Origin of the sequence: Avibacterium sp. 21-599 (assembly GCF_026226765.1) — a bacterium.
Taxonomy (GTDB): domain Bacteria; phylum Pseudomonadota; class Gammaproteobacteria; order Enterobacterales; family Pasteurellaceae; genus Avibacterium.
Map to the genome: position 1 here is coordinate 1,951,839 of NZ_JAKKOB010000001.1, position 17,254 is coordinate 1,969,092.

Below are 17,254 nucleotides of genomic sequence, written 5' to 3' on the forward strand. Positions count from 1 at the left end.
CGGAACTTAGTATGTTTTTTGTACAAACTGCCACCTAGGGCGGCACTTGGTATATTTTTTATACAAACTGGCACCTAGGGTGCCACTCAGTATGTTTTTTGTACAAACTGGCGCCACTGGAGGCACTTAGTATATTTTCTGTACAAATTACTATCCCCTTAAATTTGCCCGTAATTGTTGAGCAAGGTTGGCTACAACGGCTTTCGTGTGAGCCATATCGGTATTAGTTTGAGTATTTGCCTCTAACAAGCGTCGAGAGCTCACTAATCCAGTCTGACAAGACTTAGTCTGATTTTTTTGCTGACTCTGTTTGTTCTGCCAATAAGGTTTAAACTCTCCTGACTGCGCTTTACGAATAATGCCAAAAATATCCCCTAAAGGGTTTTGAATATTTCCTCGATGAATGCGTTGCTCTGCTTCAACCAAAATAGCTTGTGCAGTCTCCTTATCCAGCTTATTCAAGGCTCGATAAACGGTTTCTGTTTCTAATTTGCCTAAATTTAAACAATTCAAGCTATCGTACAGTACAGTACTTTTTTTAGTATTTAATACAGTACTAGTACTCTCTGAGTTCCCATTTGGAACTAAGCCTAAAATCAATGACTTATCTTCATCTTGATGACTGAGTTCCGTATTGGAACTCAGTAAAATTGACCTTTTTTCACTGAGTTCCCTGTCGATTTTTCCAAGTTCCTTATTGGAACTCAGTAACCTTTGCTGCGTTTCTTTAATGGCTTCATCCACATTCTTAGCTAATGGCGTAATTGGAGAACCAATGTGGAAACCCTGTTTATGTGCTTGATAACGTGCTTGTATTGCCTCAATATGAGAGACAAGAAGCCATAACTGCGCATCTTGATTGAGCATATCGTCAATAATACGTATCGCGACATCTTTAATTAAAGGGTCTTTATGTTTCACTGATTTTTCAAGCAAACGGAGATAGTCATCATTCAGTTGCAAACAATCAACGACACTTAATGGCTCATCATTCATTACATAAACATTACCTAGAATTTGCCCTCGTTCATTTCTGACCGTCTCACACAAGGTCAACCACCTTGTTAGACGTAACAGTAATAATGTTTGGCTGATCACTTTACGGGAAACACGTTTCCCCTCAAATGCACGTTCAGACAGCCATAACGAAAGTTCATCATAGGATGGAAACGCTGCCCCCTGAAATTGGTAAGCATTCAGTTTTATCAATTGCCAAGCAAGTTTTGCTCGAGGCGTTAAATAACTATCAGTTAATAGCCGTAAAGGGACACTTTCATGCCGATTACCAACAAAGAGTAAACCTTGAAAATCGGCCCGCTTTTTCTGTTCTGCTTTTTCTATCAATTTTTGTTTTGCAGACTCTGCGAAATGCCCTATAATCTGTGTCGATTTCATTAGCTGAATCCTCCTATTTATATAGCTGAGAAAATCATATAAACCGAGAAAGCGTCCACTTTCTCGGTTTTTTATTACAGTCCATTTTTCTGCCAACCAATGACTAATCGAGAGACTTCAGTCAGGCTGACCTGAGATTCTTCTGCGATATACATTAGTAAATCAAATCCCTCAAAGGTAAGCGATACATCATAGGAAACAGATTGCTTATGCTTTTGCCATAAGTCCCAGATTTTATTTTCTTCTTCCTCCGTGGCATTTCGTTTACGTCCCATAGACTCATTAATACCAAGTAAACGACGTCGTGCAGACACTTCCGCTGAACTCCAACCAAATCGACTATGCAAGATTTCTGATGATGCCCCGAGTTGTAATGCTCTATCAATGGCATTACGTTTTCGGGTTTCTTCTCTGACTGATTCAATCAAACTCCAAAAGGCATTATGATTAACCTTAATCTCCGCAAAATTAATTTTACTTTCAGCTAAATCACAAATTTCTTGTGTCGATAAATTACATAATTCAGTTAATTCTGTTTCATCAAAACCAAGTTGAGTACAGTAATTAATTTCACCACGACGAATATGGTTAATTAAATTGTAAATGATGGCTTGATTTAAACTTGCATTGACCATAGTTATTCTCCTGCTCGAGATTGTTCTTTGATATAACGCACTACGCGTAATAAACGGATAAGACGGACTAATAGCAAATCATCAATCGCTGGTTCTTCTTGATAAGAGCCAACTAACCAGGATGCAGATAAACGCAATTCAGTATCAGAAATTGGTACCTCCTCAGTGGCACAAGCACAAAGAAATTGATAGACAAATGAAACTAAAGGCGTAGGCTCAGTAATGTCTAACGGTAAGAGATTAAAGCTATAATCGACAGGTTGTTTTACGACATGTTGAACTAAATGCGCTAACCCCACACTTTGCGCTATCTCAAGCGCAAGGGTAAACGCATCCATCTTATGTTTACGTTTAGGATAGATTTTCCATAAATTTGTTACTGGAGATTTACCCACATTAGCAAATTCTAATCCATTAACTTGCGCTTCTTCTGCGCGTTGTGCTTCTGGGTTCACCCCCGGAACAAACCCTAATTCTTGATAATGGGTATGTATTGCCCGATTTAATTCATTCTCATCCGAGCTAATAGGCTCTTCAGGGATATCAGGACTGTTAGCATCAGAGGATAAGGGATCCATCATCTCAGTTATGCCATCAAGTATTCCAGAATCCAATATCGTCTCCAGGCTATCTTTCTGCATTTGGGGAGAAGAAATGGCTTGTTTCTCATCGGTTTCTCCATTATTGTCTCGTTGTAATCCAGCGTTTTCCCCCACCTGGGCGCGTAAAGCACTTTCTGTGGCTAACTGAGCAATATGTGGTTGCTTTTCAATTAACCGTCTTAATTTACGCTCCTCAAGATCGATATCTATTTTTAATGTATCGTAAGATACCTCATAGCTAAATGCTTCACTGAATTTGCCTATTAGGCTGTCTTGAAAAGTTTCTATTGCAAACTCTGAAGGGGCTTCATCAAAACCAGATAAAACATTCATCCAAACTTCATCAAAGGTTGAATGTGGAGAATGTTCATCTTTATATTTATCCCACGCTGATTGTGCATTACGATGAATATGCAATAATTTTTCTATTTGAGCTTTACCTAAGCCATTTAATAGAATGTTGGGAATATGAGGATATAGATAGGTTAGACATTGCTCCATACGAGCAATCAATTGATTAGATATTGGATATCCATTTTCACCTAATTTTTCTGAGAGCTTACGATGGGAAAAATACTCATTATATTTTTCTTCATATAATGCTTTCACCTCTCTAATCCCTAAGGCTTTTTCAATAAAAGACAACTCCCCACGAATATCATTTTCGGCTAAATGCCCAATCAAAATATTTAATTTTGAATTAATATCATTTGCTTCCCCCTCCCAAGGTTTAAACACACATTCAATTGACCAAAAACGGGGATCTTGGGTTTCCTTAAATAATTCATTCAAGGCTTGCAGACGAGTATTTCCCCCGTCTGCAATAGTATAAAAATCCTCACCAGGACGTTGAGTGATATTCGGTGCATGATCTAGCCCACGTGCTTTAATTGAAGCTTTAATTTCTTCATAAGCTGGATTTTTGGTTTTACGCGGATTCCCTTCATAAGGACGTAATTTATCTAATGTCACCACGATTAATTGTTTTCTTTGTGGCATCACTGGTACAGCTTGATGATACTGTGGCGTATGATTTTGAATCGCGGGCTCAGTTAATCGTGCAAACATATCTTGACGACGATCTTTTGGTTTTCCAATAAATGGATTTGATTTTCTTCCGTTCATAATTCTCTCGCTTAACTGACAAGTCGTTGATATTCATCAGCAGATAAATTTTCAAACAAGGAAAATTCGCCTCTAAACTTAGCCATTACCGTACCTATTGGACCATTACGTTGTTTGCCAATAATAATTTCAGCTATCCCTGGATACTCTGTATTGTTGTGATAGACTTCATCGCGATAAACAAACAAAATTACATCCGCATCTTGTTCAATACTACCTGATTCTCGAAGATCAGCTTGTAACGGACGTTTATCCGCACGTTGTTCTAAATTACGATTAAGCTGTGACAGGGCGATAACAGGACAAGCCATTTCTTTTGCTAAGGCTTTTAACGCGCGGGAAATAGAAGAAATTTCCTGAGTGCGGTTATTTCCATTTTTAAATTCTGGGTCAGACATTAATTGAAGATAATCCACAATGATCAAGCCAGGTTTGCCATATTTACGTGCATTACGACGCACTCGGCTACGCAATAATTGTGGCGTGAGATAACTGCTATCATCAATTAAAAAACGCCCTCTCCAATTCTCTCTTATATAGATAAACGCCTCATTGAAACGGGCGAGATCTTCATCTGAAAGATGAATCGCTTGGCGATATTTTTGCATTGATACTCGTGTTCGCATGGATATCAGTCTTTGCATCAACTGTTCAGCGGGCATTTCAAGGCTAAAATACTGCACGGTAGTATCCTTTTCTTTAAGATGTTCTAATGCGGTTTCAGCAAATTTTAATGAAAGGGCAGTTTTCCCCATAGAGGGGCGAGCGGCTAGAATAATTAAATCCCCATCTTGCGCACCCGATGTATTGTTATCAAGCCTATCAATCCCAAAAGGCACACCAGTAATACCAGATTTATTTTCAAAATTTGCGTCTATCTGATCTAAGATATTTAACATCACTTGATTCAAATCTACGGTGGTATCTATATCAGCTTGATTGAATACAATCTCCGTTAAAGATTTTTCTGTTTGTTCAATCAAGGATTCTAATTTGTCCCTAGAATTGATTTTGATAGTTTCTGCTCTTAACAAATTACCTAATGCAAATAATTTACGAGCTTGACTATCATTTCTCACAATATCAGCATAAGCAAGGATATTAGATGCACTCGGGGTTTCTTTACATATCTCTGCTAAATAAGCTAATCCTCCGCATTCTTCCAGTATGCCTTTCTCTTTTAATGTGCGTTCTAAAGTAAGCAGATCGACGGATTGTTTTCTTTCGATAAGCTCCCTGATTGCGCTATAAATTTGTCGATGTTCATGATGATAAAAATTATGCTCAGTTAATAAGAGGCTGACATCATCCCATTTATCATTAGATAAGATTAATCCGCCAAGTACCGATTGTTCTGTCTCAAAAGAATAGGCGGGAAATGGTTTACTGCTCATTGTTATTCACCTCGTTTTGTTTCAGTTTGGAAATGCGCTTTCCAACAAGGGAATAAGAGTGAACATAATTGACGAATGTTTTCTGCCTCTATTTTATTATGTCTATGGACAGGTAACGCTCGACTTGCTGCTTCTCGATAAGCTATTCGATGAGGAATTTCAAAATTGATGAGTTCAATTTGTGAATTTTTTTCAGCAAGATTAGAAAAAATGTCGTAAAGATTAGCAACAATGTCTTTGGCATCACGTGTCCTATCAAGACAATTAATGACGGCTTTTAAAGGGGGAAGTGAAATACCATACCCCGTAAAAATACTTAATGATTCATAGAGATTGATAGTTCCTCTCACAAACTCACGTGCAGACACCAGCTCAGGTTTAATTGGAGAAATCACAAGATCACTTGCCAATACGGTCATATCTACCGTAATACCTCGTGTCCCACGCGTATCAATAATAATTAAATCATACCCTTCAATTTTTTTAATTAATTCGCGGAATTTTAAAATCCCACCCGGTAAAGTATTTAACTCTGTAGTAAGACGGTCTAGTGGATCATTTGACTGAATCACATCTAAATTATCAAATTCGGTCTGCGTAATAATTTCGGCGATAGGTAAATCTGGGCGATTAAATAACTCATAGAGCCCAAAGGGCGATTGATTGGCAACATGATAATAAGAAGATAAGGTTGGTTGCGTGTCCGTATCAATCATTAAGGTTTTGATACCATGATCAGCACAAAACGCACCAATGTTTGCAACATTGGTGGATTTAGTTACACCACCTTTAGTGGAGATAACAGAAACAACGAGTGAGGGATTTTTTGATATTAAACTTTTCATAACAAATTCTCGCATTGAAAATTAATGGAAAATTTGCTCTATTGTGATCAAATAAGGAGATATAGAATGGTGCCAGTGGTCGGACTCGAACCGACACGCTTTTAAGGGCGGCGGATTTTGAATCCGCTACGTCTACCAATTTCGTCACACTGGCTAAAGAGATATTTAGGTAAAAACATTTGTTATGTTTTACATGTGGTGAATTATACGGAGTTGATTTTTGCTTGCAAGTAAAATTTGTCAATTTAATGATGAGTGAAGTAATTTTAGTCAATTTTAAAGTGCGGTGTAAATTTCACGCATTTTCACCGCACTTTATAGAAAGAAATACAGTAAATTTTTTACTTGGGATAAAAAAGCCTATCGTTGAAAGATAGGCTAACATTTGTTTTTTCGTTATTGTACTTTTGTGGTTGCCTGATTGTCATTGAGTTGAAGAGCCTTATCGAACAAGTTCACACCACCTTTTACGCCAAAATCAAGCGTAGTTACGTTGTAGGCAATGCTGATATTTTCTTGCTCAAAGCGTTTTTTCAACGCCATAATTGCTTGGCTTTTGGATTCTAAATAATCTTCATAGGTTACAAAATTTACCCAGAAACGAATAACGAAATCAAAGGTTGAACTACCAATATCAGTAAAATAGAAATTGATGTCATTTTTATCGATTACAAAATCCCACTCTTGCATTAATGCTAAGGTAACTTGGCGAACTTTATCCAGATCATCACCATAAGACACGCCCGTAGATAAAATCACGCGGCGTTTTTTCAATTTAGAATAATTAAAAAACTCGCCACTATAAATCATCTGATTTGGAATTAAGGCGGTTTCCCCTTCAATGGTCATTAATTCTACGGTAACTAAACCAATGTTCATTACTTTACCAATTGAATTGTTGATATTTACCCAATCTCCAATATCAAAAGGTTGTTCTGATTTAATTAATAAGCCTGAAAACGCATTAGATGCAATATCTTTAAAGGCAAATCCGGCGATAATGCCCACAATTCCTGCGCCAGCCAGTAAGTGAGTTAGAAATGAGGCAAGATGTAATACTTCTAACGCCAGAATAATGCCTAAAAACCAAATCAGTATTTTCACACCAATGGCAATGCCTTTCGCCGCACGCAAGTTTTTTGCGAATAAACGGCTATAGATGCGCAATGCGACTTTGCTCAGAATGTTGGCTAAAAAATAGAAAAGTGTAAGTAAAATAATGGCTGAAACAATATTAGGAATAAAACCAATCAGCCAATCTTTCCATTGAGAAAGCGTATGTGTTACCAAGGTGAGTGAATTGTTTTCTGTCATAAAATTTCCTGTTATAAATAATCAAAAAGCCATTATAAAAATGGCTCTTTTTTATACCGCACTTTAGTATTAACGTTTATGCGCTAATAACCACCAAGTAATAAGAATAAATAGCCCGCTAGGCATTAATGCCCCGGCAATTGGCGGCACATTATAAACTAAACTGAGTGGGCCGAAAATCTCATTAACGACATAAAATAAAAAGCCAAAGCAAATTCCGGTGATCATTCTTGCACCCATTGTAACACTACGCAATGGACCAAAAATGAAAGAAAGGGCAAGTAACATCATTACCCCGACGGAAATCGGTTGAAAGAGTTTACGCCAATAAGTGAGTTCAAAACGTTTTGCGTCTTGCCCGGTTTCTTTCATAAACGCAATATAATCTGCCAGCCCTGAAATAGAAAGTGAGGTTGGACGTAAGGAGACAATACCCAATTTATCAGGCGTTAAGGTGGTTTGCCACGCTTCGTTAAGATAATTTGTTGTTGTAATTTTGTCCGCAGCAATTTGTGATTTATTCACTTGCATTAATTGCCAGTTGCCCTCTTTAAATTCTGCTTGATTCGCGTGGCTGACTTGTTCTAACTGGCGTTTATCATTGAAATGATAAATATAAATATCATTGAGTTTTACGTTGTCGGTAATTCGTCTCACATAGATAAAATCATTGCCATCTTTTGCCCATACGCCATTTTTAACAGAAAGCATTTCTCCGCCAGAAATCGCTTTGGCACGCATATCTCGTGCAAATTGTTCCGTTTGAGGAATCCCCCATTCACCAATGATCATTGTAATGATCACCAAAGGAATGGCGGTTTTCATTACGGCAAAACCAATTTTTAAGCGTGAAAATCCTGACGCTTGCATGACCACTAATTCACTACGACTAGCTAGATTTCCCAAGGCAATTAATGCACCAAGTAGTGCTGCCATTGGAAAGAAGGTTTCAATATCTTTTGGAATTGTTAATACCGTGAAAAGTCCCGCGTGTAATACATCGTAAGTTCCTCGCCCTACGCTACGAAATTGCTCCACAAATTTGATAATTGCTGAGAGTCCAACTAAGGTAAGCAAGGTGGCAAAAATCGCCCCTAAAATGGATTTTCCAATATAACGGTCTAATGTATTCATCATTATTTTTATTCCTTAGGCACGTTTTTTGAATAATTGATAGCGAATTTTGTACATAAAGGCACTGTTCCAGCCATTCAATAATATACCTAACGCCAAAAAGCTAAAATTTACCACTGGCATAAGCACACTTGCATCGACTTTCCCTGCGGCCCCCGCTGATTTAAAAGAACTCTGCAATAAAAAATAAATGAGATAAAGTAAAAGTGCGGGTAAAATTTTGGCAAATCGTCCTTGGCGTGGATTAACACGGCTTAGTGGTACTGCGATTAATGCCATAATAGGAACCGCTAAAATAAGTGTAATGCGCCAATGAAGCTCTGTTTTACCCGCTGGCGTCGTGCTATTTAATAGTTGACTTAAGGGCAAAGTTTCTGCATCATCAGTCTCATTTTCTGTGGCTTTATAACCTAAGTAGGCTTGATACTGCTCAAAATCAGTAATACGGAAATCAGGTAACACGGCACTCCCTTCAATGCGTTGGCTATGGGTGAGGTTTAACACCTGATCACCATTTGGTAACGCAGTGAGTTCACCACGATCAGCCATAATGACAGAGGGTTTTTCATTTTTTTTATTTTGCATTTGAAAAACATAAACCCCTTCAATGGTATTATTTTGAACTTTATCAATAAATAAAACCAAATCACTACTATTCGCTGAAATAAACTGCCCTGCTGCTAACGCTCCCATTGTTGGGTTTGCTTTTGCATCTTTGACGATTTGGCTTTGCTTTTGTAATGCCCAAGGCGAAAGAACCAACGCATTGTAAGCCGCTAATCCCGCAGTGGCTAAAGATAAAATTAATGCGACTTTTACTAATAAACGTTGCCCTACGCCGCAAGCACGCATTACCGTAATTTCACTTTCTGCATAAAGGCGACCAAAGGTAAGTAATAAAGCAATAAATAAACACAAAGGCAACATTAATTGTGCCATTGTCGGCATCCCCAATCCTAATAAGGAAAATACCAAATCTGCTGGCACTTTTCCGTTTGCTGCAGAACCAAGTACACGCACAAGTTGTTGGCAGAAAAAAATGAGAAGTAAAATGAACAGGATCGCCATTTGGCTTTTTAATACTTCTTTCGTTAAATATCTTGTTAAAATCACCGTATTGCCTATGTTATTTTGCTTGCAATTTTTATAGAAGTCGTTTCAAATTGAATGGCGTATAATAACGTATTTTTCAACAGAAGGCAGTAAATTAGTGAGGAACAAATGAAATATACTGTAAAAAACACCGCACTTTCTGCGGTAACAGGTAATGTTATCGTTGCTGTGTTTGAAGAAGGAAAACTTTCTCCCGCAGCACAAACACTTGATCAATTAAGCCAAGGCGCTATTAGCCAACTTATTCGTGTAGGTGATATGAAAGGCAAACTCGGTGAAGTGGTTACCTTGCGTTTATCTAATACAAATCTCGAACGCATTTTTGTAGTGGGTTGTGGCAAACAAGAAGAACTTAGCGTTCGTCAATATAAACAAGTCATCAAAAGTGCTATTCAAGCAGTAAAGGCTACCAATGCGGAACAAGTGTATAACTTTTTAACGGAAGTGCAAATCAACGAACGTGATCTTTATTGGAATGTGAGATTTGCAGTGGAAAGCATTGCTGAAAGTTTTTATCAATTTGATCAATTTAAAAGCCAAAAATCAGATAAACATTCCGTCTTACAGGAAGTGGTGTTTGCGGTTGAGCCCGTACAGCTTACAGAAGCTGAAAAAGCCATTCAGCAAGGTCAAGCTATTGCATTAGGTGTTGCCTTAGCAAAAGATGTGGCAAATTGCCCACCTAATGTGTGTAATCCAACCTATTTAGCCGAGCAAGCCAAAAAACTCAGCGAAAAATCACCGCACATTCGCACCACCGTACTGGGTGAAAAAGAAATGGCAGAGCTTGGAATGAATGCCTATCTTGCGGTATCTCAAGGCAGTAAGAATGAAGCTCAACTTTCCATTATTGAATACCGCAATCACCCTAATCCACAAGCCAAACCAATTGTTTTAGTGGGTAAAGGTTTAACCTTTGATGCAGGTGGTATTTCCTTAAAACCTGCCGACAGTATGGATGAAATGAAATACGATATGGGAGGCGCTGCGTCTGTTTATGGCGTGATGAACGCATTAGCAGAATTAGCATTGCCATTAAATGTGATTGGTGTCTTAGCTGGCTGTGAAAATTTGCCGGACGGCAATGCTTATCGCCCCGGCGATATTTTAACCACAATGAGTGGTTTAACCGTTGAAGTGCTGAATACCGATGCAGAAGGACGTTTAGTGCTGTGCGACACGCTCACTTATGTAGAACGTTTTGAGCCTGAGTTAGTGATTGATGTCGCCACCCTCACAGGGGCTTGTGTGGTGGCACTTGGTCAGCACAACAGCGGTTTAATGTCGCCAAATGATCATCTCGCAGAACAGCTATTAAATGCCGCACAACAAAGTGCCGATAAAGCTTGGCGTTTACCCTTAAGCGAAGAATATCAAGAACAACTTAAATCTCCATTTGCTGATCTTGCCAACATCGGTGGGCGTTGGGGCGGTGCGATTACCGCAGGTGAATTTTTATCTAATTTCACAAAAAAATATACGTGGGCGCACTTAGATATTGCTGGCACAGCGTGGCTACAAGGCGCAAACAAAGGGGCGACAGGTCGTCCTGTAAACTTGCTGACCCAATTTTTACTGGATCAAGTAAAATAAACATAAAAAAATCCCTCAATTATTTGAGGGATTTTTCTTTTAGGCACTACACAACTTCAATCAAAAACTGCTGTTCTTGATCTGTGAGCTCTCCCACTTCAAACAATTCAATCCCCTCTTGCTGCGCCAATGCCATTACTTGCGCCACTGCATCTGGCTTCACAGCAATCAACAATCCACCTGAAGTTTGCGGATCACACAATACCGCTTTTTGTCGCTCATTCATAGGTGAAATTTTATGTCCGTAACTCTCAAAATTTCGCCCTGTTCCACCCGGCACACAACCTTTTTCAATATAACGAATCACGCCGTCTAAGGTATGAATTTTATCAAAATACACTTTAGCCTTGAGCTGTGAACCTTCACAAATCTCACTTAAATGGCCAAGCAAACCAAACCCGGTTACATCCGTCATCGCGGTGATTGCCTCCAATTCAGCAAATTGACTACCGATTTTATTCATTTGGCACATTGTTGCACTGGCAAGCCCTTTATGTTCTGGCTTGAGCTTACCTTTTTTCTCCGCAGTGGTTAAAACCCCAATGCCTAATGGTTTAGTCAAATAAAGTTTACAGCCTGCTTGTGCGGAAGCATTCTTTTTCACTTTGTCCGTAGAAATCACTCCCGTTACGGCTAAGCCGAAAATGGGTTCTGGTGAATCAATAGAATGCCCACCAGCCAGCGCGATACCGGCTTGTTGGCAAGCAAAGCGTCCACCTTCAACAATCCGTTTTGCCACACTCGGTGGTAACAATTTAATTGGGAAACCTAAAATAGCAATTGCCATTATTGGTTTGCCTCCCATCGCATAAATATCACTAATGGCATTAGTCGCCGCAATACGCCCAAAATCAAAAGGATCATCGACTATCGGCATAAAGAAGTCCGTTGTACTAATAATGCCTAATCCATTACCAATATCATAAACAGCAGCATCATCTTTGGTTTCATTGCCAACCAATAAATTTGGATCAACAAACTTTTCCATTTCCGAATGTAAAATGGTTTCTAAGACTTTTGGTGAAATTTTACAACCGCACCCTGCGCCGTGACTGTATTGTGTTAAACGAATGGTTTCTGCCACCGTTTGATCTAGCGCATTTTGTACGTCGTTCAGATCTGTTTCTTTTTGCATAGCATCCTCGCGTTACCATCAACTGATGAGTGAATGAAGTTATTATACGCTGATTTATCAAGTGCGGTGATTTTTTGTGAAATTTTTGTCTTAAATCAGTTAAAATGTGCCTTATTATTTTGCTGATAAATATCACTAATGAATAGACGAAAACGCCCTACATTACAAATGATTGCTGATCATCTTGGTTTAACGAAAATGACGATTAGCCGTTATTTACGTCAGCCCGATTCTGTTGCACCAGAAACCCAGCAAAAAATTGCTGCAGCGATTGAGCAATTTGGCTATATCCCTAATCGTGCGCCAGATATTTTATCTAATGCGAAAAGCCTTGCCATTGGTGTATTACTCCCCTCTCTCACAAACCAAGTATTTGCTGAAGTGCTAAAAGGCATTGAGCTAATTACAGACAAAGCGGGCTATCAAACAATGGTTGCACACTACGGATATAGCGAAAAAAAAGAGGAACAACGTATTGAAAGCCTACTTTCTTATAATGTGGACGGCTTGATTTTATCGGAAAATCATCATAGCCCACGAACCCTAAAAATGTTGGAAGTTGCCAATATTCCTGTGATTGAAATTATGGATAGCAGCGAAATGGGTATTCAACAAGTGGTAGGCTTTGATAATGTGGCGGCGGCACAATCTATGGTAGAAACGATGATCCATTATGGTCATAACAAGATCGTATATTTTACCGCTCGAATGGATAAACGCACCCAATTAAAAATGCAAGGCTATGAAAATGCAATGAAAAAGCACGGTCTCACGCCACATAGTTTAATTACCTCTGAACCCTCTTCTTTCACCTTAGGCGCACATTTACTTCGCCAAGCCTTGAGTGAATATCCTGACACTAACGGGATTTTTTGTACCAATGATGATTTAGCCATAGGGGCTATCTTTGAATGCCAACGATTAGGGATTAAAATCCCACAGGAAATGGCGATTGCTGGCTTTCACGGCCACGATGTCGGGCAATCAATGACACCCCAGCTCGCAACCGTGATTACGCCAAGGTTAGAAATTGGCAAGATCGCCGCACAAGAATTACTAAACCGTTTAAAAGGCCTCCCTGTGCAAAGCCATATTATTAATTTGGGTTATGAAATTCATTTGGGGCAAAGTGTGAAATAATGCCCATCACCGCCATTAAAAAAGGGCATCACAAAAAATGCCCCTTTTTACTTTCTAGCTAAAAATTAGCCATTAACAAATTTCTCGCCTAATTCAATATCAGCACGTAATGTTGGTAGCATATCTTCTAATGCTTTTTGTTCAAAAGCACTTAATTCACCAATTGGCAGAATTTCTTCTACCCCTTCTTTACCTAAACGGACTGGCTGAGCGAAGAAACGTGCGTATTTACCATCGCCCTCTACATAACTACATTCCACCACAGTTTGACCGCTCAGACCTTTTACTAAAGAACGGGCAAAACGTGCAGCGGCTTGTGCCATAGAAAGGGTTGCAGAACCGCCGCCCGCTTTTGCTTCCACCACTTCTGTTCCAGCATTTTGGATACGTTTTGTCAGTGGCGCGATTTCTTCCTCTTTCCATTGTGCATACGGCACTTGAGATAATAACGGTAAAATGGTCACACCTGAATGTCCACCAATCACTGGTACAGCTGTGCGAGAAACATCAAGTTCTTTTAACGCTGCCACAAAAGTTTCAGAACGAAGTACATCAAGTGTCGTAACGCCAAATAATTTACGTTTGTCATAAACACCTGCTTTTTTCAACACTTCTGCCGCAATAGCTACTGTTGTATTGACTGGATTTGTGATGATACCAATGCAGGCTTTCGGGCAAGCTTGTGCAACTTTTTCAACCAGATTACGCACAATTCCCGCATTAATATTAAATAAATCTGAACGATCCATACCCGGCTTGCGCGCAACCCCCGCAGAAATTAACACCACATCTGCGCCTTGCAACGCAGGTGTAGGATCTTCACCTGAGAACCCCTGCACTGTTACCGCGGTTGGGATATGGCTAACATCCACGGCGACACCGGGCGTAACAGGGGCAATATCATAAAGCGATAATTCTGAACCAGCTGGTAGCTGTAACTTTAACAATAATGCTAAGGCTTGACCAATTCCGCCTGCGGCACCTAAAACTGCAACTTTCATCTAATACTCCTCTTTTTGGTTATAAATCAAATTAGTTGAATTTTAGACTTATCCCCTAGCAAATTCAAACAGAGAAATTCAATAGTGAGATCTAATTCAAAGTTTTAAAAAATTTATTTTAACCTTGTTGAATTTCCTTTCTATTATGGTGTTTTCAACTTGCTAAAAATTGAATTTTTATGCAAAATTCCTGCCCATATTTGCAATATAACCTTATTATGAAGCCTAAAACGATGACAACAGACAAAAATGATAATTTAATCGCTACATTTAAAACCTTGCTCGAACAAGAACGTTTCGGTTCACAAGGGGAAATTGTAAACGCCCTACAACAGCTCGGTTTTAATAATATTAATCAATCTAAAGTTTCTCGAATGCTCACCAAATTTGGGGCGGTTCGCACGCGTAACAGCCGAATGGAAATGGTATACTGTTTACCCGCTGAATTAAGCGTGCCAACGTCAAGCAGCCCATTAAAAAACTTGGTGTTAGACATCGATCATAACGATTTTTTGATCGTGGTGAAAACCAGCCCCGGCGCAGCACAGCTTATCGCTCGCTTATTAGATTCAGTGGGCAAAGCCGATGGCATTCTTGGCACGATTGCTGGAGATGATACTATTTTTATCACACCGACCTCAGGCACGGCGATTTTAGCGTTAATGCAACGAGTGCAAGAATTATTTGAAACGAGCCTATAAATGAAGATTTTACTCACAGGCGGCACAGGGCTGATTGGTTCAGCCTTGATCCCGCAACTTCTCGCCAAACGACATAAAATTTGCCTTTTAACACGCAACATTCAGCCCGAATGGTTTCCAAATGAAGTACAACAAATTGATCGTCTTGCGTTATTAAAAAATCTCAATGAATTTGATGCCGTCATTAATTTAGCCGGTGAACCTATTTTCAATCACCGCTGGACAACCAAACAAAAAACCAAACTTTTTGCAAGCCGAGTAAATTTAACGCAAAATTTAACCGCACTTATCAATCAAAGCGATTGTCCGCCTCACACCTTGATTTCAGGATCGGCGACGGGGTTCTATGGTGATCACCAAGATCATTGGATTGATGAAACAACCCTTGCTGGCACACAATTTCCCGCCCAGCTATGCCAACAATGGGAAGCCGCGGCAATGCAAGCCAACACTCGCGTTTGTTTATTACGCACGGCAATGGTATTAAGTCCAAACGGCGGTGCATTAAGCAAAATATTACCGCTATATCGCCTAGGTTTAGGCGGAAAACTGGGTAGCGGCAAACAATATTGGGCTTGGATTAGCTTACAAGATATGATCGCGGGAATTTTATTTTTATTAGAAAATAGACAATATGAAGGCGTCTTCAACTTCGCTTCCCCACAACCGATCACCAATCAGGATTTCAACCAACAGCTCGGAAATTTCCTTAACCGCCCTCATTGCGCTAACGTGCCAGCATTTATATTACGTTGGCTTTTAGGTGATCGCTCACAATTATTATTAGACAGCCAACGCATTCGCCCCACTCGCCTGATTGATGCGGGGTTTGAATTTCAAGTGGAGAATTTTGCGGCGTTTTTGGCAAAAAATTTAAGAAGATAAAAGGGGATATTTTCGGCGAGAATGAATAACTGTAATAATTTCGACACGATCTTCATATTCACGATAGACAATGCGGTAATGGCGGCAAAATAACTCGCTCGTTTCATCACCTCTTTTCTTGCCAATTTTGGGAAAAAATGCAATACGGTGGAAAACTTTTTGTAGCTCAGAATTTAATTTTTCTGCGCTTTTTACAGAGCCAGTATAGTCTGATACATTGGTTAGAATTCCATCAACCTGTCTGATAGCAGGTAAAGTAATCTCTAGCTTTTTAGCTGACATATCCTAACTCTAGCTCTTCTTCTTGAGTCAAAGCGTCTAATTCTAGAGCTTTTCGTTTTAATAATTCATCGGTGTGTTTTTTCCATTCTTCCAAAGACATTACTTCCCCCCGCTCTGCAGCGGCAATTCCCTCGGCAATCCTTTCTGCCAAAAACGCATCATAACCTTCTTCTTTTAGCATTTTCTTTCCTTTATTGAATAGATAAAATACAACGTAAGACTACGTCATAATCGCTATAAATTCAACATCTACCTAAAATTTTCTATTGTTATCCCAGCAAGAAACTAGGATAATAGCGAGCGAGATTTTTTCTGACAACTTGGCTTTCAACTATATAAAAATCATAACAATGCAATGAAAGCAAGGATAATGAACCGATGACTGACTATATTTTATTAATTATTAGCACCGCACTTATTAATAACTTTGTCCTAGTGAAATTCCTAGGGCTTTGTCCTTTTATGGGGGTATCGAAAAAAATCGAAACTGCGATTGGAATGGGGCTTGCTACAATGTTTGTACTCACCGTTGCCTCCCTTTGTTCTTATTTAATTGATCGCTACTTACTGACGCCATTTAATGGCAATTTTTTACGCACCTTAGTGTTTATTTTAGTGATTGCCGTGGTGGTGCAATTTACTGAAATGGTCATTCACAAAACAAGCCCAACCCTTTATCGCCTACTCGGTGTATTTTTGCCCCTTATCACCACTAACTGTGCGGTGTTAGGCGTGGCATTACTCAATGTCAATTTAGCCCATAACTTAACCCAATCCGTGGTTTACGGTTTTGGCGCTTCACTCGGTTTTTCCCTTGTGCTGGTGCTATTTGCCGCCTTGCGTGAACGCCTTGCCGCTGCAGATGTGCCAATGCCATTTCGCGGTGCATCTATCGCCTTGATTACAGCAGGGCTAATGTCCCTTGCCTTTATGGGCTTTGCTGGCATAGTGAGAATGTAA

At 39.4% G+C, this 17,254-nt stretch carries 17 protein-coding genes and 1 tRNA gene; 5 read left to right on the top strand and 13 right to left on the bottom strand.

All coding sequences use genetic code 11. The features are described 5' to 3' along the window. Positions 1-150: 150 nt before the first annotated feature. The 9 genes from L5B83_RS09310 to lptF all read right to left on the bottom strand — a co-directional run bounded on the left by L5B83_RS09310 (position 151) and on the right by lptF (position 9,557). A complete protein-coding gene (locus L5B83_RS09310) occupies positions 151-1,395 on the bottom strand; it encodes an STY4528 family pathogenicity island replication protein (RefSeq protein WP_265778289.1) in 1,245 nt (414 codons plus the stop codon). 74 nt (positions 1,396-1,469) lie between these two features. Beyond that, positions 1,470-2,030: a DUF2857 domain-containing protein gene (locus L5B83_RS09315; RefSeq protein ID WP_245872485.1), complete on the bottom strand. Its 561-nt coding sequence runs from the start codon at positions 2,028-2,030 to the stop codon at positions 1,470-1,472. A 2-nt stretch (positions 2,031-2,032) separates the two neighbouring features. After that, on the bottom strand, positions 2,033-3,757 hold the full coding sequence (locus L5B83_RS09320; protein ID WP_265778291.1) for a ParB family protein: 1,725 nt from the start codon (positions 3,755-3,757) through the stop codon (positions 2,033-2,035). An 11-nt stretch (positions 3,758-3,768) separates the two neighbouring features. Further along, positions 3,769-5,151, bottom strand: a complete 1,383-nt coding sequence (gene dnaB, locus L5B83_RS09325) for a replicative DNA helicase (protein ID WP_265778292.1) — start codon at positions 5,149-5,151, stop codon at positions 3,769-3,771. Between the two features lie 2 nt (positions 5,152-5,153). After that, on the bottom strand, positions 5,154-5,996 hold the full coding sequence (locus L5B83_RS09330; protein WP_265778293.1) for a ParA family protein: 843 nt from the start codon (positions 5,994-5,996) through the stop codon (positions 5,154-5,156). 67 nt (positions 5,997-6,063) lie between these two features. Further along, a tRNA-Leu gene (locus tag L5B83_RS09335) sits at positions 6,064-6,150 on the bottom strand. 242 nt (positions 6,151-6,392) lie between these two features. Further along, on the bottom strand, positions 6,393-7,310 hold the full coding sequence (locus tag L5B83_RS09340) for a mechanosensitive ion channel family protein (RefSeq protein ID WP_265778294.1): 918 nt from the start codon (positions 7,308-7,310) through the stop codon (positions 6,393-6,395). Between the two features lie 69 nt (positions 7,311-7,379). Then, a complete protein-coding gene (gene lptG, locus L5B83_RS09345) occupies positions 7,380-8,447 on the bottom strand; it encodes an LPS export ABC transporter permease LptG (RefSeq protein WP_265778295.1) in 1,068 nt (355 codons plus the stop codon). A 12-nt stretch (positions 8,448-8,459) separates the two neighbouring features. Beyond that, positions 8,460-9,557 carry an LPS export ABC transporter permease LptF gene (gene lptF / locus L5B83_RS09350; RefSeq protein WP_250350061.1) on the bottom strand — a complete coding sequence of 366 codons (1,098 nt, stop codon included), beginning with the start codon at positions 9,555-9,557 and terminating at the stop codon, positions 8,460-8,462. Positions 9,558-9,665: 108 nt separating this feature from the next. Here lptF and L5B83_RS09355 point away from each other — a divergent pair, with 108 nt between their 5' ends. Next, positions 9,666-11,150 (top strand): leucyl aminopeptidase, encoded by a 1,485-nt coding sequence (locus L5B83_RS09355; RefSeq protein WP_265778296.1) that lies wholly within the window; start codon positions 9,666-9,668, stop codon positions 11,148-11,150. Positions 11,151-11,196: 46 nt separating this feature from the next. Here L5B83_RS09355 and selD read toward each other — a convergent pair whose 3' ends face one another. Further along, the gene (gene selD / locus L5B83_RS09360; protein WP_250364569.1) at positions 11,197-12,234 is read right to left on the bottom strand and encodes a selenide, water dikinase SelD; all 1,038 of its coding nucleotides are present in this window, start codon (positions 12,232-12,234) and stop codon (positions 11,197-11,199) included. A 189-nt stretch (positions 12,235-12,423) separates the two neighbouring features. Between selD and gntR the strand changes: the two genes are divergently transcribed. Beyond that, positions 12,424-13,425: a gluconate operon transcriptional repressor GntR gene (gene gntR / locus L5B83_RS09365; protein ID WP_265778297.1), complete on the top strand. Its 1,002-nt coding sequence runs from the start codon at positions 12,424-12,426 to the stop codon at positions 13,423-13,425. A gap of 65 nt (positions 13,426-13,490) precedes the next feature. Here the strand turns inward: gntR and mdh are convergent, their stop codons facing one another. Beyond that, complete coding sequence (gene mdh, locus L5B83_RS09370) at positions 13,491-14,426, bottom strand: malate dehydrogenase (RefSeq protein ID WP_265778298.1); 936 nt, start codon at positions 14,424-14,426, stop codon at positions 13,491-13,493. Positions 14,427-14,659: 233 nt separating this feature from the next. Here mdh and argR point away from each other — a divergent pair, with 233 nt between their 5' ends. Next, positions 14,660-15,127 carry a transcriptional regulator ArgR gene (argR, locus tag L5B83_RS09375; RefSeq protein WP_250351677.1) on the top strand — a complete coding sequence of 156 codons (468 nt, stop codon included), beginning with the start codon at positions 14,660-14,662 and terminating at the stop codon, positions 15,125-15,127. Next, a complete protein-coding gene (locus L5B83_RS09380) occupies positions 15,128-16,012 on the top strand; it encodes a TIGR01777 family oxidoreductase (protein ID WP_265778299.1) in 885 nt (294 codons plus the stop codon). On the opposite strand, the gene L5B83_RS09385 is transcribed toward L5B83_RS09380, so the two are convergent. Beyond that, complete coding sequence (locus tag L5B83_RS09385) at positions 16,001-16,294, bottom strand: type II toxin-antitoxin system RelE/ParE family toxin (RefSeq protein ID WP_265778300.1); 294 nt, start codon at positions 16,292-16,294, stop codon at positions 16,001-16,003. The two genes, L5B83_RS09380 and L5B83_RS09385, sit on opposite strands and share 12 nt — an antisense overlap. Further along, positions 16,284-16,475: a hypothetical protein gene (locus L5B83_RS09390; protein WP_265778301.1), complete on the bottom strand. Its 192-nt coding sequence runs from the start codon at positions 16,473-16,475 to the stop codon at positions 16,284-16,286. Before L5B83_RS09390 ends, L5B83_RS09385 begins: the two co-directional genes overlap by 11 nt. A gap of 197 nt (positions 16,476-16,672) precedes the next feature. Between L5B83_RS09390 and rsxA the strand changes: the two genes are divergently transcribed. Continuing rightward, on the top strand, positions 16,673-17,254 hold the full coding sequence (gene rsxA / locus L5B83_RS09395; RefSeq protein WP_250350054.1) for an electron transport complex subunit RsxA: 582 nt from the start codon (positions 16,673-16,675) through the stop codon (positions 17,252-17,254).

Coding starts and splice junctions, on each gene's coding strand:
- L5B83_RS09310 (WP_265778289.1), bottom strand. CDS start 1,395: ATGAAATCGACACAGATTATAGGGCATTTCGCAGAGTCTGCAAAACAA.
- L5B83_RS09315 (WP_245872485.1), bottom strand. CDS start 2,030: ATGGTCAATGCAAGTTTAAATCAAGCCATCATTTACAATTTAATTAAC.
- L5B83_RS09320 (WP_265778291.1), bottom strand. CDS start 3,757: ATGAACGGAAGAAAATCAAATCCATTTATTGGAAAACCAAAAGATCGT.
- dnaB (WP_265778292.1), bottom strand. CDS start 5,151: ATGAGCAGTAAACCATTTCCCGCCTATTCTTTTGAGACAGAACAATCG.
- L5B83_RS09330 (WP_265778293.1), bottom strand. CDS start 5,996: ATGAAAAGTTTAATATCAAAAAATCCCTCACTCGTTGTTTCTGTTATC.
- L5B83_RS09340 (WP_265778294.1), bottom strand. CDS start 7,310: ATGACAGAAAACAATTCACTCACCTTGGTAACACATACGCTTTCTCAA.
- lptG (WP_265778295.1), bottom strand. CDS start 8,447: ATGATGAATACATTAGACCGTTATATTGGAAAATCCATTTTAGGGGCG.
- L5B83_RS09355 (WP_265778296.1), top strand. CDS start 9,666: ATGAAATATACTGTAAAAAACACCGCACTTTCTGCGGTAACAGGTAAT.
- gntR (WP_265778297.1), top strand. CDS start 12,424: ATGAATAGACGAAAACGCCCTACATTACAAATGATTGCTGATCATCTT.
- mdh (WP_265778298.1), bottom strand. CDS start 14,426: ATGAAAGTTGCAGTTTTAGGTGCCGCAGGCGGAATTGGTCAAGCCTTA.
- argR (WP_250351677.1), top strand. CDS start 14,660: ATGACAACAGACAAAAATGATAATTTAATCGCTACATTTAAAACCTTG.
- L5B83_RS09380 (WP_265778299.1), top strand. CDS start 15,128: ATGAAGATTTTACTCACAGGCGGCACAGGGCTGATTGGTTCAGCCTTG.
- L5B83_RS09385 (WP_265778300.1), bottom strand. CDS start 16,294: ATGTCAGCTAAAAAGCTAGAGATTACTTTACCTGCTATCAGACAGGTT.
- L5B83_RS09390 (WP_265778301.1), bottom strand. CDS start 16,475: ATGCTAAAAGAAGAAGGTTATGATGCGTTTTTGGCAGAAAGGATTGCC.
- rsxA (WP_250350054.1), top strand. CDS start 16,673: ATGACTGACTATATTTTATTAATTATTAGCACCGCACTTATTAATAAC.